Below are 14,354 nucleotides of genomic sequence, written 5' to 3' on the forward strand. Positions count from 1 at the left end.
GTAAAGATGCATGCCTTAAATCCTCGAACCCTGCGGCATGCGATGCGCTTACCGCGGCGTCGTCCGCCGAGTGCCCACCGCCCGACCGTCGCCCTCCACAAGGGCGGGTAGGTAAGTCGGTCCCATCCGACGTGACCGCCAAACCGCCGTGCGGGTCAGCGCTGGAGTCGCTTGGTGGCGTACATGGCGGCGTCGGCTTCCCGAACTACCTGCGGGTGGGCATGGGCGGGATCGGCGCCGCCTTCGGCAAGGCCGATTCCGATGCTCATGGTCAGACAGATCGTGGTCTCCTCGATGACCAACGGGTCCTGCAGAGCGTCGCGCAGCCGCCCGACCAGGAGTTCGGCGTGAGCTCGGTCGGTGTGCTCGCACACCACGCCGAACTCGTCGCCACCCAGTCGTGCTGCGGTGTCGCTGGCGCGCAGCACCGTCTGCAGGCGCTCGGCGAAGGCGACGAGCACGAGGTCGCCGGTGGGGTGACCGAGTGTGTCGTTGATGGTCTTGAAGTCATCGAGGTCGATGATCAGCACGGATGTCGGGGTGTGTTCACGCGATCCGCGCTCCAGGGCGTGCTGCAGCCGGTCGTGAAACAGCAACCGGTTGGGAAGTCCGGTCAGTGGGTCGTGCAGCGAGCGGTGCAGCAGGCGCGCCTCGAGGGCTTTTCGGTCGGTGATGTCCTCGACGATCATGACCAGGTGAGGCGGCTCGCCCGCCGAGGTGCCGTCCACCCAGGAGGCGGTCACCTGCACGGCGATCTCCCCGTCGGCGTGTACCAGCCTGGTCTCGTGGCGCATCGGCTGGCTGTGATCGGCCAGTAGCGTCGCGTGCGCCTGACTGGCTCCCGCTCGGCCGGCGGGGTGCACCAGGTCCAGCACTGATTGGCCGTGCAACACCTCGGCGGTCATGCTGAGCATCCGGCACAGCGCGGGGTTGGCATCGACCAGGACCCCGGCGGGCGTAGTGAGGGCGATCCCCATCGGCGCGTTGGTGAACGCGCTGCGCCGGTCCGCCGGGGGGAGCCCGCGCGTCGCCTCGTCCAGCACCCACCTCCAGGAATGAGGCACATCTTGCGGGATGGACGCCGGGATTGGCGCCCGGGACTGCACGAACTGTTCCGAACCGGCCCTGCGAGCGAGAAGGTGTAGCAACCCCATGGGGACGGACGCCCGCCTGACGGGGTCACTTCAGTCATCACCGCGCGCCCAGTCCGACGGAAGGACCAGCTGCCGGCCCTACCCGCCCTCGCCGCGGCACACGCGGCCGAACGCAAGGCTCACCCGGCCAAACGGATCCGCACGGAGCACGGCATCAGCCAGCTCAAGCACTGGCGGGCCCTGTCGCGTCACCTCGGCCGACGGGATCACCTGGACACCATCCTGCGCGCGGTCGCCGGACTGGTCTCCAGCCAGGAACGGGCCCACGACCTGCCTAGCTGGACCGCCCACCGAAGGCTCTACCAGCCGGCACGACCAGGTGATCGAGTCCGCCCTGGACAGGTGGCGGGAGTTGACCTCAGCCCCATACCTTCAGGACTCTCTGCACGAGTTGGCCATCACTTGGCCTGGTGCGCAGGCTCGAGCTTCATCCTCGTGGCATCTGACAGGGCACTGGTGGCTCGGTCCGGTCGAGGTGTCCGAGCCGCGTCCGGGACGGGACACCTCGGCCGAATCCGCTGGCAAGATCCCCGGCAGTGAGGAGCCGCCATGCCGACCACTGCCCCCGTCTGGGTCCTCGACGAGGACGAGGCGGTTGAACTGCTGGCCTATCTGATCACCGCCGCCCGCACGCAAGTGGACGAGGCGGCGGAGTACGGCCCGATGCGGCTGCTCACCGCCGCTCACCGGCTCGCCGAACAGATCGCGCCGCGCTCCTCGAGAGCGACCGCCGCCTTCGTCCACGACGAGCTCGACCAGGTCCCCGAGCTGGCCGTGCCCCGCACCGGACGAGAGGAATACGTCACGCGCCTCGACGAGCTGTGTCGGTCACTCGCCGCCCACCTGAGCGCCCGGTGGGCACCGGACCGGGCGGGGCCGGCGTGACCGGCGTCGGCGCGGACGCGGAGCGCGGCGCGGCCGTGCTCGCGGCGATCCGCAGCCGCCGGGTGGTGCGTGCGATGACGGCGGAGCCGGTGGAGCGCCAAACGCTGGAGACCATCCTCGACGCCGCCCGCTGGGCACCCACCGCCGGCAACCGGCATCTACAGCGTTTCGTCGCCACCGACGACCCCGCGACGTTGCGGGTGTTGCGCGCGGTGTCGCCGGGAATGCTCCAGCACCCGACCGCCGCCATCACCATCTGCACCGACCACGCTCTCGCGGCCAGCTACGGCTTCCCGCCAGACGCGCCCGGCCCCCGCATCGACGTCGGCACGGCGGCGGCGACTCTCATGCTGGCCGCGCACGCGATCGGCATCGGGGCCGGGCCGGTGACCTCGTTCAGTCGCGCCGCGGTTGCCGTCGCCCTCCGCCTGCCTGAGAGCTGGGTCCCCGAACTCGTCGTGTGCCTCGGCCACCCGCGGCCCGGCGGCCCGGCACCGATCCGCGGCCGGCCCCACCTGACCTGGCGCGACCTCACCACATGGGTTCCGCCCGACCGCCGCCCCGGCGCGGACGCACCCGAGCCCCCGGGGAGCGACCCATGACGGCGTTCACCGTCGCCGACCACCTGGCCGACCGACTCGCGGAGCTCAGCGGCGACAACGTGTTCGGGGCGCCGGTCGACCACAGACGAAGTGCTCCGAACCTGCGGGAGGTGCTCACTTTCAGGGCCAGGGAGTGAGGTTTTCTCAACGGATTGGCCGCTCGGCGCTGGTCAGAACAAGTGCGGCCGCGACGATGGCGCCGATTCGCTGAGGACACAGCCGAATACGGTGTAGCGCCCTCCATCGGGTCTTCAGCAGCGCGATGCCGCGCTCGCCTTCGGCGCGCAGCCGGGTCAGCAGCCGGTTGCGGCAGGCCGTGCTGGGAGCCAGGTGGGCGCCCTTGGCCGGCGTGTGCACGCCGATCCCGGCTCCGTCGTAGCCCTTGTCGGCCAGCGCGGGCAGCCCGAGGAGGGCGGCCGCGGCGTGCAGCGCGCCGAGGAAGCCGGTGGCCCGGGCGGCGGCGAGGTCGTGCATCGAGCCGGGCTGGACATCGGAGACCGCGACCGGGAAGCCGTCCGGGTCGCAGATGACCTGCACGATGCCGCCGTGGGCGCGGTGCTTGCCCGAGTACCACAGGTCGTGGCCGGACTCGGGGTTGTTCACCCGGCAGCGGTCGGTACGGATGAGCGTGCCGTCGAGGACGACGTGGCTCCAGCCGGCGGCTTTGCCCTGCTCGAGCGCGGAGTGCAGGTCGGGGGCTCGATCGGCGAGTACGTCGATGCCTTCGTGCAGGTAGCGGTAGCCGGTGGCCGGCGAGATGCCGGTGTCGCGGGCCAGGGTGGGCATGCCGGTGTCCTCCCGAAACCAGCGCAGCACCAGGATGGCCTGGGTGCGGGCTGTGGTGGCGCGGGCACCGATGCCGGTGCCGCGGCGGCGACGTTCGGCGATGAGCAGGTCGGTCAGCAGCGTGGTGGTGTCGGCGGGAACGTCGAGCGTGGCAGAGTAGGTGATCACGCGGGGTCCTCGCGCTTGTGGTCGATTCCTTAGGCAGAACCGATCCTGAGTCGCAGGGCCCCGCGTCTCATGCTGCGACACACCTCCCGCGCCGGCGAGCTGCTGCTTCAGTGCCGTAGGGCGGCGTCAGCCGCCAATCCGTTGAGAACACCTCAGTGTCTGGGACGAGTGGCCGAGCGCTTCCGCGAGGGCATCATTCGCCAGGTTTGCGCAGCAGACCTGGCTGCAGCTTCAGTATTGCAACGGCACTTGTCCTCCGGTTCGGCCTGATCGCACAATCCGCGGGGCGACACGGCGCTGAGAGCGTCATGACACAATAGAAGGTGCGAAGTCACCAGCACCAGAAACGACGTGCCGTTGCAAATCGCGACCGTGTCACCATGAGCTCGGTGCGCCCTCCGTGCGCGGTGGCCAGCCCCGTCGAGGCCCTGGTGAGTGATCGAAGAATCCGTGCCCGACGGGCTGTGGGAGCCGATCGCCCCCTACTTTCGGCCACGTCCGACAGCTTCGACGATCATCCGGCTCAGACCTCTGCTGCACGGCGGCGTCGAGTGGAACACTGGCCGCCCATCTCGCTCAGGGTCGGCTACCACGCCGGGTGGTATCGAGCCGGGAAAGAGGGTCTCGTGAGGATGCGCAGGAACAGGCGCGGGGTCGGTTGGGGTCAGCGCGTTCCCGTGGTGGGATGCGTCCTGGCGGCGCTGTCGCTCGGCTTGTCGACGGTGGCATCAGCTGGACCGGCAACCCCGACCGTCCCCCCGCCCCCGTCGTCGGCGGCAGCCATCGCGGACATCGTGCAGAGCGCGATGGCCGACGGGCACCTGCGCGCGGTCATCGTCAAGGTCACTCAGGGCGATCAGGTCGTGACGAGACAGGCGTTCGGCACGTCGATGGAGGGGGTGCCGGCGACCACCGACATGCACTTTCGCAACGGCGCCGTCGCCTTCTCCTACCTGGGCACGCTGCTCCTGCAGTTCGTCGATGAGCACGAGGTCACGCTCGACGACACGATCGACCGCTGGATGCCGGAGTTGCCCGCGGCGGACCAGGTCACGCTGAAGATGCTGGCCAACCAGACCTCGGGTTACCCCGACTACGAGGCCGATCCGGCGTGGGAGGCCGCCTGGAACGCAGACCCGTTCCACATCTGGACGGTCCAGGAGCGGCTGGACTACGCGTTCTCCCGCCCCATGCACTTTCCTCCCGGAACGAACTGGAGCTACGCGCACACCAACTTCCTGATCCTCGGTGAGATCCTCGCCCAGATCGGCGGTAAGCCGCTGGATGTGCTCCTGAGCGAGAGGGTGCTCGGCCCGATGGGGCTGACCCACACCGTGCAGACGCAGACCTCTGACATTCCCAGCCCGGTTCTGCACTCCTACAGCTCCGAGCGCCGTGCAGCGCTCGGGATTCCGCCGACGACCGCCTTCTATGAAGAGGCGACGTTCTGGAACACCCAATGGGGAACTCCCATCGGAGCCAACCAGACGACGACCATCGACGACATGGCCGCCACCGCAGTGGCGGTGGGCACCGGCTCGCTGCTGTCGGAGTCCAGCTACCACGCCATGACCGATCCGAATCTGCTGGGCTTCGGACACCCCGACCCCGCCTGCGCCCCCAGCTGCGGCCAGCAGGTCAATGGGTACAACTACGGACTCGGCGTCGTGCGCTCCGGATCGTGGCTCGTGCAGAACCCGCTGCTGAGCGGCTACGGCGCGACAGAGGCATACCTTCCGTCCGAGGAGATCGCCATCGCGGTGGTTGTGACCTATCTTCCCGGCGCATTCGATGCCCAGGGCAACTACTCGAACGCCTCCGACACCATCTTCCGCTCGATAGGAGCCCTGATGGCACCGAACGATCCGCCCCCGACCCGCTAGTAGTGCTTCCTTAGGTCGGCGCTCGTGGTCGGGTGTCGATGCGCTCGCTGCCGCAGACGGTGCAGATGCCGGTCCAGGCGGCCAGCAGGGCCTGCAGCTCACGCAGGACGGCGTGGGAACTCAGACCGAGACGGGCGCTTCTGGGCCGGTCCGCAGCAGGGTGATGAACAGCTGAGCGGCGCTGACCAGGATGACGTGGCGGTGCCAGCCGGCGAAGGCGCGGCCTTTGAAGTAGTCCAGGCCCAGGCCGGTCCTGAGCTCGCGGTAGTCCTGTTCGATCTGCCAACGGCTCTCGGCCTGCCCGACCAGCTCGGGCAACGGGCGGTCTCGGGCAGATCGGCGAGCCAGTAGTCGGTGGGCTCAACAGCCTGCGGAGGCCACCCAGCCAGCAGCCAGGCCACCGGCAGCAAGCCGTCGCCGGCCAGCCGCCCGGTCGGGCGCCGACGTCCTCACCTAGGCCGCGGACGCCGACCAGCCGCCACCACGGGGGCTACGTTGACGCGATCCTCAACAGGCAGACCACATCTGTCTTGTACCGCCGCAGCGCCTGACCCACCGCGCTGGACCTTCCGCTCGCTGGAGGACTGCCGACTCCAAGGCCGGCGCGGCGGCGAGAAGATCCGCGCGGTCACCGACGCGCCGAACTCGCGGGGCGACACACGGCACCGCTGGCCGTGCCAGGATCGGACGGCTCGCCTGGTTTCTCACGGGGCCCGCCGGGGAGGTCGAATGACCGACGTCCGCCCGCACGCCCCCGCTGCGCTGGCCAGCGCCGATGGGCAGGCCTACGCCTCCTTGCGCACCCGGAGCACCCCCCGCGCAGAGCGGTACGCCCTGGGCCGCAGCCTGCGGCAGCAGGTGCCGCGGTCGTCGCTGTCGCAGTGGAGCACCTCTGCCGACCGGCGCGACGTCCTCGACCTGCTCGAGGAGTCCCATGCTGGCCGGATCAGCTGGCTTGTGCCGGTACGGATCGGGCGGATGGTCGCCTCGCCGTACGGCTTCCTGCGCGGCGCCGCCGTGGTGATGGCCGAGGACTTCGCCCGGCTGCCGGCCACCGGCATCACCCCGGTCATCTGCGGCGACGCGCACGTAGGCAACATCGGCTTCTACGGCTCCCCCGAGCGGGAACTCGTGCTCGACCTCAACGACTTCGACGAGGCTCACCCGGGCAGCTGGGAGTGGGACCTGCGCCGCCTCGTCGCGAGCGTCTGGGTCGCCGGACGGCAGAACGGCATGAGCGAGGACTCCTGCGCCGACGCCGCGACCTCCTGCGTGGCCTCGTACCGCAGCCAGCTCTGGGAGCTGTCGGACCAGCCGCTGCTGTGGCGGTCGTTCCAGCGCCTGGACCTCGACCGGCTCCAGAACGCCGCCGCCGACAAGGCGCTGCGCCAAGAGCTGGATCGGGCCGCCAAGAAGGCACGGTCCCGGACTAGTGACCGGGCACTGCCCCGCTTCACCGAGCAGCACGAGGGACGCCGGCGCATCGTCGAGGAGCCACCGCTGATCACCAGGGTGGGCGCCGCCGAGGCGGACGAGCTCGCCGAGGCCCTCGACGGCTACCTGACGACGCTCGCCCCGCACTGGCGCCGGATCCTCAGCGGCTACACGATCGTCGACATCGCCCACAAGGTGGTCGGCGTGGGCAGCGTGGGGCTGCGGGCATACGTCGTGCTGTGCGAGGGGTCCGACCCGGACGACGTGCTGTTCCTGCAGCTCAAGCAGGCCCGGCGCTCCGTCGTCGCGCCGTTCGTGCACGGCGACTCCGCATGGCACGCCCACCAGGGCGAGCGGGTGGTGGAGTACCAGCAGGCACTGCAGACCGTGAGCGACCCCCTCCTCGGCTGGGCCAGCGTCGGAGGGCGGCAGTACTACGTGCGCCAGTTCCGCAACATGAAGGGCAGCGTCGCGCTGGACGCCATCGACCCCCGCGCCCTCGCCGACTACGCGGGGATCTGTGGCCAACTTCTGGCCAAGGGCCACGCGCGCACCAGCGGCGCTTCGATGATCGCCGGCTACCTGGGCAGGTCCGACAAGGTCGACCGCGCCCTGTGCGCGTTCGCCCGCGCATACGCCGACCAGACCGAGCAAGACCACCAGCGGCTCATCGATGCGGTGGCGCGAGGCGCCGTCCCCTGTGAGCCGGGCGTGTGAGGCGGACTGACACCCATGACCCAGCCGGTAAGGGCCTGCCTTGTCACGGGGCCGATCATCGATCTCGGCAGCCACCCGGACGAGGACGGCGGCACCGTACCCGGACCGGTCGTGTCCCAGGTGCGGTGCAGATCAGGAACTCAGCTCACTCGAAGCGCACCGGTCGCCCGGTGGCCTCCAGCACCGACATCCACAGATCGCCCAGCGGGTCGACATGGTTGCGGCGGCTGACCGCCAACGGCATGGGCACGTGCACGAACCAGCACCACCGGCGGGCGACGATGACCTCCGTGCGCCCCGCCATCGCCGCGTGCACCGCGCCTGGGGCCAGGCGGAGGCAGTAGCGCTGTCGTACGGGTGGGCCGGCACGTTGCGGATCGCGTAGCTCGGGTCGGAGTAGCACACGGTGCTCTCCACGCCACGGGCGTGCAGGTGCTGAGTGATCCTCCCGCGGAGCAGGCGCCCGATGTCGCCGAAGCGGATGTGCCGGAGGCGTCCCAACAAGCGCCGTCCGGAGCTGCACGGACAGGGCACTCGGGGGAGCGACCACTCGATCCAGCCGTCACGGCAGGCAGCCGATGGGCGATTCGGGACCATGCGGGCCCGCGCCGGCCCAGTGACCACATCACCCGGGCGACCGCGCTGCGCTGTACGGCGAGGATGCATCGTCTACGACGCATCCCCGCCGGGTCCATCAGCTTGAGGCGACCGGAGCGTGCTCGGGGGCAGCGATGAAGTCGGTGAAGCCGCCGTGGCGCGCGGGAAGGCCTTCGTTGAGAGCCTCGTTGATCTTCTCCACGGGGAAGAGGTGGTGCTCGAAGACCCAAGGCGCCTCAGCCAGCGAGATCAGACATCTCCTGTGCTTCCCCGGTGGTGAGCCACAGACTGACCAGGACAAGCGGCCACGTCGCACAACTCCCCGCCTTGTTGCGTACCGCTCACGGCTTGCGGTTCTGGCCTCGCTTCTCATGCTGCTTCACGCGGTGACTCAGGAGCTCGTGGCAACCCCGTAGCTGGTCGTCATGGAGACCTATCGAGCGGGGCCGGTAGGTCAGCGAACGGATCAGCGCCTCGAAGACTGCATCCCGGTCATCGACGCCGTGCTTCTCCATCCACCGTTCCAGTGCTTGGAGCCAGAGGTGCGGGATGTCGATCTCCACGCGCGTCGGATGGAAGCAGAAGACCGGATCGGTGCACGCTTCGCCGGGATGCTCCTCCACCTGCGCGAGAATACAGCAGACGCCCGGGATTGAGTGGATATCTCGAGGAACGAGTGTTTGTGCACCCGATGTGTCATGCCATGATAAGAGGGTCGGCCAGCCATACGGGCGAAAGCCGGCCGTAAGCTTTGGCACTCCATATCGCCTGATCAGGACCCCCAGCCCGCACCAACCTCATCAACATGCATATGCATGGAACACACCCCTCTACTATCAAATAACCTAGCTCTTGCGCGCCTCCCGTGTGTGCTGTCCGCGACGAGACTGTCGTACCCGTCCGGGAGGCTGCCGCCTGAGTGCTATGGACCAGCTCCGGGACCGCTACCACGTCGGCCACAACCCGCCTGGGTACCTGGCCGACAGCCGGCCTGCCTGCTTCGATGAGTGGTGGTTGGCTGCCAACTACCTGCACGTGCTCATGCAGGAGTACGCCGACGCGGACGATGAGGCCGCCTACGTGGTGATCGGCGACTCCCCCGCTCCCCGAGAGCTGTTGCTTGATGGTGGCTACCCGCGGATGCGGATGCACGCCGACGCGGTCCTGCAGGACGACCCGCCGCGCGAGGGGGTCGACTACAGCGCAGCCGTTGAAGACAACAGCGGCCGGCTGATTGCCTTTTGGCTCCTGAGGGTGCTGTGTCTGGGTGAGGACGATGGCACAGACTTGTCCACAGGCGGTGGGCATTAATCGTACTGAATGTTGCAGCCGCCAGGCGGACAGTGATGAACAGTCTCGAACTTGCAGTAGCAATTGCGTCGAGTTGCCGTCACAGTGGTTCTAGCGACCCACTGCGATCACCGCAAATCCGCCACATAATGACCCCGTTCGGATGCCCTCCTTTTCCTGGGCGGTGCGCTTACCAAGCGGGCAGCGTCGGCAGCACTTCCGGGTGGCCACTGCCAGCGCTGCCCACTCGGGACAGCTGCCTCCCTGATGGGCAGTCATGACCGATGTGCGAGGTCATGGCTCGCCAGGGACGCAGCTTCAGCTGATAGTTCGCGACAAAGGAAGTGTTGGGCATGTACTGGTTACCACAGGCGGGAGCTCGCAGGGTGCTCGACCTGGTGGAGTCCGGGCGCCCAATCGCTGATGTGGTCAAAGCGCTGGGCATCTCGGATCAGACGATCTACACCTGGCGCCGGCAGGACCGCATCGACAAGGGCCTCGAGCCGGGACTGACCTCGGCGGAGACGTCGGAGCTGCAGGCGGCCAAGCAGCGGATCGCCCAGCTGGAGGCCAAGCTAGCGGTGCACCGGCGAGCCAGCGAGCTACTGGGGAAGGTGGTGCCCCCAAACGGCGGTTCGAGGCCATCGCGGTGATGGCCGCCAAGGGCCACTCGGTGCAGCTGACCGCCCGAGTCCTGGACGTGTCGGAGTCAGGCTTCTACGACTGGCGGACCCGGGCGCCGTCGGCCCGCAGCATCCGCCAGGCATTGCTCATCGACGCCATCCGCGAGATCCACGCCGCCTCGAAGGGCACCTATGGTTTTCGCCGGGTGCACGCGGAGCTGACCCTTGGCCGTGGGCTGATCGTCGCCCACGGCACCGTGGAGCTGCTCATGCGCCGGGCCGGGCTCAGGGGCGTCACCGGCCGACCGAGGTGGGTGCGGGTGCGACCGGACACCATCGCCGGCGACCTGGTCGACCGGCGCTTTGCTCGCTCCAGGGCCCGATCAGCTGTGGGTCACCGACATCACCGAACACCCGACCCGAAAGGGCAAGGTGTACGTCAACGGATCATCGGGGCCTGACGAATTCAGCCCGCTGACCCCATGAAACGCGGGGCACACCACCTCCACTGCAGCCGGGGCGGTTCACTGTGCTGATCGCGCGGCCGGCCATCCCGGGTCAGGACCGCGGGTGGGTCAGCGTGAGGCAGATCCAGCACAGCGGCCAGTCCTCATCGCCGTCATCGGGCCAGCGCCAGTCGCGCGGGTCCAGCAGGGTCACCGGGGCCAGACACAGGGCGCGGCCGAGGATCAAGCCGGCGTCGCTGACGGCATGCAGCCGACCGGCTGGCATCTCCACGACCTCGCCGGACCAGCGCCGCGGCGCCAGGTGGTCGGCGCCGACGGTCCATGGATCGTCGTGGCAGCTCCTGCCGGGATCCCTCACCGCCCCCACCCGGCCGGATGGGCGCGCCAGGCGCGCGCCAGCGGCGTGTTCAGCCAGGTGACGGTGGCCCGATCGTCGGTCTGCTCGGCCAGCGCGCCGGCCAGTGCGGCCAGCGCACCGCGCGAGTCGGCGGACAGGTCGATGGCCGGATCGGTGAGCATCGCCTGGACCTGGATCAGCACGCTCCCGGCCAGGCCGCGAGCCAGCGCGGCGGCCTCGTCAGTGGCGGGGCCCAGATCGAGGATGAGGCGGGCCGTGCGCCCCGGCGGCGCGCCGGACACCTCCGCTTCGGCGACGACCGCGGCCGGGATGGACGGATGGTCCACGACGAACTCCTCAGCTCTTGGCCGGTGCACAGGTCACCAGCCGATGCCGGCGCTGCACCGGCAGCCGGCGCTGGGTTGGTCGGCCTGGTCGGTCGGCCTAGCCGGTCGGCCGGGGCGGTCGGCCGGGGCGGTCGGCCGGGGCGGCGGTAGGAACTGCAGGAGCCGCCGGGTGGCCGCTGCAGGTTCGCGGCGCGGGAAGGCCGCAAGCGGTGAGGGTGGGAGCGGACCGGTCGTCGACCACGCAGCGTGTGACATCGGCTACCAGTGTGACCTGGCCCTGATCGCGGCCGCATCCGTAGTCGGCCCAGCCGTCGTCTCGGGCTCGCTTCTGTGGCCGCCGCCTGCTCCGGCCAGGTCGACGCAGCCGGCGGGGGTCTGCTCGCCCGCACGTCGACCGGGCCCGGGCTGGCTTGCCGCACCCAGCATGCTCGCGGTCAGGATCCAGGCAGGAGCGACTGAGCGGCTGAGCGGCTGGGCGGTGGGCGGAGGAAGCCGTACCCGTGCCAGCGCCGCGCTCGTCGGTCTCAGCGCGCGCCGCCGTGGCGGCGAGCGTGGTCGTGGTCGCTGCGTCCTTCGGCTCGAGAGCCGAGCCGCAGGTGCTCGGGATGGCTCGTCGGCCACCGGAGCCGGGGAGCTGGCCGAGCGGCAGGGCGAGAAGACCGCTGCGCGTGGCAACGGCCGGACCGCTGGAGTGGGACAGCGCCCGCCGGGTTCACCGCGGAGTCGATGAGCGCGGCACCGCCGTCCAGGTGTGGCTGGTGCCCGTCGGTCTCGATGAGCTCATCCGCTTGGTGTTGCGGTCCCAGCCGCTGGTCGAGGAGCGCGAGTAGCGACGCTCCACGCCGAGCGCGGCCGGGCCGGGGCTCGTGACCGGTGGCACGGGATGACGGTGGCGCCTCACGCCCGGCCGGTGAGTACGGGCACCGGGCTGCTCAGCGAGCGCATTGCCGCGCACGCAGGCGGGCGCCAGCATGTGCGGCATGAGCACCGATCCCGGCGCCCAGGACGGGGCGGTGCCGCCCGACGCGACCGCCGACCCCGAGGGCACCGCCGATGCCTCCCCGCCGGCGCTTCCCGAGCAGATCCACCAGCACGCCACCGCCCGCCTCGCGGCCATCATCGACGAGTGGCAGCAGGCCCGCGATGCCCTCCTCCGCGGATAGCCGACGAGGACACCTCGACGGCGTTCCCTCCCGACTGCACCGACACCGGCGGAGTGGGTTGCGGCGTGACCGCTCAGCACCACCACTGAGCGCGCCGGCAGTGCTGGCGCACGCTCCTCCAATCCGAGAGACTTTCGTGCCCGTGCTGAACGAGCTGACGGCGATCCAAGCCGACGCCATCCGCGCCACGGCCGCAGCACATGACCGGAACCCCGACGAGCTGGCGCGTGAGCTGATGCACCTGTTGGCCGCGGACCAGGCACCCGGGGCCATCGACGCTACTCCGGCGATCCCCGCGCTCACCACCGACCACGACGACACCGTGCGGATCCTCCTGCCCCCGAAGAAACTTCAGTAGCCATTCCCAGTAACGGCTTGCGCTCCGCGTTGCTCATGTGGTTCGGCCGTTCTGATAGTGGGATAGGACGAGGCAGCGCCGATGATCGCGCCGATGCGACAAAAGGGGGGCCGACCCGGCGCAGCGCCATGAACATAATCTGAGCGGCGCCGAGGAAAGGTTTACGGACGTCATATGTCGACCGCCTCCCTCACAAGGCTGGCCCTCTCCGCGGACCACCGCGCCCTGTCACGCCGACCTCAGGCTGCTGACTCAACCTGGTCGAGGTCTTCGTCCCGAACCTCGTCCGCTAGACGCTGCGCCGCGGCAGCTCCCGACCGTCGCCGACCTCATCGCCGCCACTGAGTGGTTCGTCGACGCCTGGAACGACCGCTGCCGGCTGTTGACCTGGACCAAGGACCCCGGCACCGTCATCGCCAGGGCTACCGACCCACGCCGCGGCGAGAGACAGCAGACATCAGTTACGGAGCACTAGCGTGGATGCATGACGATCCATCCGGTGGCACCCCGCCCGGAGGCCGCCGCGCCGTCCGCGCGGCCGGCGCCGCCGGAGCGGGCGCGCCCCCGGGTGCGTGGGGTCGACGTGCTGCGTGGCCTCGCCGTCGTCGGGATGTTGTTCGTCGACAACCGCGGCAACGGCGCGATCCCCGACCAGCTGGAGCACGCGGCGTGGGACGGGCTGCAACTCGCCGACGTCGTCTTTCCGGTCTTCCTGCTGGTTGTGGGCGTGTCAGTGCCGTTCTCCCGGCGGGCCGACCGGCCGGGCGCGGCGCTGACCCGGGTGGTGAAGCTCGCCGTCCTGGGTTGGCTGATCGTCGCGGCCAAGTACGGGTCCCTCACCGCCGGGGTGGGCGTGCTCGGCCACATCGCCGGCGCCTACCTGCTGTGCTGGCTGCTGCTCCGGTTGCCCCGCCCGGCGCAGGTGCCCGGCGCCGCCGGGGTACTGGCCGCGCTGAGCGTCCTCACTGTCACCATGGGCGCCGAGCCCGAGCGGTCGTGGGGGCATGCCGTCGACGCCGCGCTCGGCCTCCCGTTCTCCGTCGAGGCGCCGCACGGCTTCCTGGGCAGCGCGATCACCGTCTTCCTCGGCGTGCTCGCCGGGCGGGTGCTGCGGTCCGGCGCCGGGCGGGCCGCGCTGACCCGGCTGACGGCCGGTGGTGTCGTCCTGCTGGTCACCGGGCTGGCGCTCGCCTCAGTGGTGCCGCTGAACAAGCGGCTGTGGTCGCCGTCGTTCGTGCTGGTCACCGGCGGGATCGCGCTGCTGGCGCTGGCCCTGCTGCACTGGCTGGTCGACGAGCGCGGCGCGGTGCGGCCGTTCCGGCCGTTGGAGGTACTGGGACTCAATGCGATCGTCGCGTTCGTGTTCTCCGAGGTCGTTTTCCGCGCCCTCCTGTCGCACACGGTCCAGCCGGCGGTCGACGGCTGGGTGACCTCGGTGGCCGGCGCGGTCGTCTCCGCCTGGCTCTACCCGGTGCTGTCGGTCGTGGTGACCTGGGCGGTCTGCGCCGCACTACTGCGCCGCGGGGTGATCGTCCGGGTCTGA

The 14,354-nt window shown here is 70.0% G+C and carries 19 protein-coding genes; 12 read left to right on the forward strand and 7 right to left on the reverse strand.

Annotated features, from left to right (window positions below; genetic code table 11):
* Positions 1 to 155: 155 nt before the first annotated feature.
* Positions 156 to 1,043: a diguanylate cyclase domain-containing protein gene (locus tag ABQ292_RS08225; protein WP_369205121.1), complete on the reverse strand. Its 888-nt coding sequence runs from the start codon at positions 1,041 to 1,043 to the stop codon at positions 156 to 158.
* Positions 1,044 to 1,703: 660 nt separating this feature from the next.
* Between ABQ292_RS08225 and ABQ292_RS08230 the strand changes: the two genes are divergently transcribed.
* Genes ABQ292_RS08230 through ABQ292_RS08240 form a run of 3 tightly spaced genes read left to right on the forward strand, consistent with a single transcriptional unit; the run spans position 1,704 to position 2,778 of the window.
* On the forward strand, positions 1,704 to 2,039 hold the full coding sequence (locus tag ABQ292_RS08230; RefSeq protein ID WP_369205123.1) for a DUF6092 family protein: 336 nt from the start codon (positions 1,704 to 1,706) through the stop codon (positions 2,037 to 2,039).
* The gene (locus tag ABQ292_RS08235; protein WP_369205125.1) at positions 2,009 to 2,641 is read left to right on the forward strand and encodes a nitroreductase family protein; all 633 of its coding nucleotides are present in this window, start codon (positions 2,009 to 2,011) and stop codon (positions 2,639 to 2,641) included. The genes ABQ292_RS08230 and ABQ292_RS08235 overlap by 31 nt, the downstream gene beginning before the upstream one ends.
* Positions 2,638 to 2,778: a hypothetical protein gene (locus ABQ292_RS08240; RefSeq protein ID WP_369205127.1), complete on the forward strand. Its 141-nt coding sequence runs from the start codon at positions 2,638 to 2,640 to the stop codon at positions 2,776 to 2,778. Before ABQ292_RS08235 ends, ABQ292_RS08240 begins: the two co-directional genes overlap by 4 nt.
* A 7-nt stretch (positions 2,779 to 2,785) precedes the next feature.
* Here the strand turns inward: ABQ292_RS08240 and ABQ292_RS08245 are convergent, their stop codons facing one another.
* Positions 2,786 to 3,595 carry a transposase family protein gene (locus tag ABQ292_RS08245; protein ID WP_369205129.1) on the reverse strand — a complete coding sequence of 270 codons (810 nt, stop codon included), beginning with the start codon at positions 3,593 to 3,595 and terminating at the stop codon, positions 2,786 to 2,788.
* A gap of 794 nt (positions 3,596 to 4,389) precedes the next feature.
* Here ABQ292_RS08245 and ABQ292_RS08250 point away from each other — a divergent pair.
* Entirely contained in the window at positions 4,390 to 5,478 is a 1,089-nt protein-coding gene (locus tag ABQ292_RS08250) for a serine hydrolase domain-containing protein (protein WP_369205131.1), read from the forward strand.
* Between the two features lie 120 nt (positions 5,479 to 5,598).
* On the opposite strand, the gene ABQ292_RS08255 is transcribed toward ABQ292_RS08250, so the two are convergent.
* Positions 5,599 to 5,796, reverse strand: a complete 198-nt coding sequence (locus ABQ292_RS08255; RefSeq protein ID WP_369205133.1) for a hypothetical protein — start codon at positions 5,794 to 5,796, stop codon at positions 5,599 to 5,601.
* Between the two features lie 411 nt (positions 5,797 to 6,207).
* On the opposite strand from ABQ292_RS08255, the gene ABQ292_RS08260 reads away from it, so the two are divergent.
* A complete protein-coding gene (locus ABQ292_RS08260; RefSeq protein WP_369205135.1) occupies positions 6,208 to 7,629 on the forward strand; it encodes a DUF2252 domain-containing protein in 1,422 nt (473 codons plus the stop codon).
* 145 nt (positions 7,630 to 7,774) lie between these two features.
* Here ABQ292_RS08260 and ABQ292_RS08265 read toward each other — a convergent pair whose 3' ends face one another.
* Positions 7,775 to 7,933: a hypothetical protein gene (locus ABQ292_RS08265; RefSeq protein ID WP_369205137.1), complete on the reverse strand. Its 159-nt coding sequence runs from the start codon at positions 7,931 to 7,933 to the stop codon at positions 7,775 to 7,777.
* Positions 7,934 to 8,567: 634 nt separating this feature from the next.
* Positions 8,568 to 8,849, reverse strand: a complete 282-nt coding sequence (locus tag ABQ292_RS08270; RefSeq protein WP_369205139.1) for a hypothetical protein — start codon at positions 8,847 to 8,849, stop codon at positions 8,568 to 8,570.
* 301 nt (positions 8,850 to 9,150) lie between these two features.
* Between ABQ292_RS08270 and ABQ292_RS08275 the strand changes: the two genes are divergently transcribed.
* The 3 genes from ABQ292_RS08275 to ABQ292_RS08285 all read left to right on the forward strand — a co-directional run bounded on the left by ABQ292_RS08275 (position 9,151) and on the right by ABQ292_RS08285 (position 10,600).
* Complete coding sequence (locus tag ABQ292_RS08275) at positions 9,151 to 9,537, forward strand: hypothetical protein (protein ID WP_369205141.1); 387 nt, start codon at positions 9,151 to 9,153, stop codon at positions 9,535 to 9,537.
* 365 nt (positions 9,538 to 9,902) lie between these two features.
* A complete protein-coding gene (locus ABQ292_RS08280; protein ID WP_369205143.1) occupies positions 9,903 to 10,169 on the forward strand; it encodes a transposase in 267 nt (88 codons plus the stop codon).
* Positions 10,169 to 10,600, forward strand: a complete 432-nt coding sequence (locus ABQ292_RS08285; protein ID WP_369205224.1) for an IS3 family transposase — start codon at positions 10,169 to 10,171, stop codon at positions 10,598 to 10,600. The genes ABQ292_RS08280 and ABQ292_RS08285 overlap by 1 nt, the downstream gene beginning before the upstream one ends.
* Before the next feature lie 97 nt (positions 10,601 to 10,697).
* On the opposite strand, the gene ABQ292_RS08290 is transcribed toward ABQ292_RS08285, so the two are convergent.
* Both ABQ292_RS08290 and ABQ292_RS08295 read right to left on the reverse strand, forming a co-directional pair.
* The gene (locus tag ABQ292_RS08290) at positions 10,698 to 10,871 is read right to left on the reverse strand and encodes a hypothetical protein (protein WP_369205145.1); all 174 of its coding nucleotides are present in this window, start codon (positions 10,869 to 10,871) and stop codon (positions 10,698 to 10,700) included.
* 89 nt (positions 10,872 to 10,960) lie between these two features.
* On the reverse strand, positions 10,961 to 11,290 hold the full coding sequence (locus ABQ292_RS08295; RefSeq protein WP_369205147.1) for a hypothetical protein: 330 nt from the start codon (positions 11,288 to 11,290) through the stop codon (positions 10,961 to 10,963).
* 668 nt (positions 11,291 to 11,958) lie between these two features.
* Between ABQ292_RS08295 and ABQ292_RS08300 the strand changes: the two genes are divergently transcribed.
* The 4 genes from ABQ292_RS08300 to ABQ292_RS08315 all read left to right on the forward strand — a co-directional run bounded on the left by ABQ292_RS08300 (position 11,959) and on the right by ABQ292_RS08315 (position 14,354).
* Positions 11,959 to 12,120 carry a hypothetical protein gene (locus tag ABQ292_RS08300; RefSeq protein ID WP_369205149.1) on the forward strand — a complete coding sequence of 54 codons (162 nt, stop codon included), beginning with the start codon at positions 11,959 to 11,961 and terminating at the stop codon, positions 12,118 to 12,120.
* Positions 12,121 to 12,270: 150 nt separating this feature from the next.
* Positions 12,271 to 12,453 carry a hypothetical protein gene (locus tag ABQ292_RS08305; RefSeq protein ID WP_369205151.1) on the forward strand — a complete coding sequence of 61 codons (183 nt, stop codon included), beginning with the start codon at positions 12,271 to 12,273 and terminating at the stop codon, positions 12,451 to 12,453.
* 136 nt (positions 12,454 to 12,589) lie between these two features.
* Positions 12,590 to 12,811 (forward strand): hypothetical protein, encoded by a 222-nt coding sequence (locus tag ABQ292_RS08310; RefSeq protein WP_369205153.1) that lies wholly within the window; start codon positions 12,590 to 12,592, stop codon positions 12,809 to 12,811.
* Positions 12,812 to 13,295: 484 nt separating this feature from the next.
* Positions 13,296 to 14,354 (forward strand): heparan-alpha-glucosaminide N-acetyltransferase domain-containing protein, encoded by a 1,059-nt coding sequence (locus tag ABQ292_RS08315; protein WP_369205155.1) that lies wholly within the window; start codon positions 13,296 to 13,298, stop codon positions 14,352 to 14,354.

The organism is Geodermatophilus maliterrae (assembly GCF_041018925.1).
GTDB classification, from domain to species: Bacteria; Actinomycetota; Actinomycetes; order Mycobacteriales; family Geodermatophilaceae; genus Geodermatophilus; species Geodermatophilus maliterrae.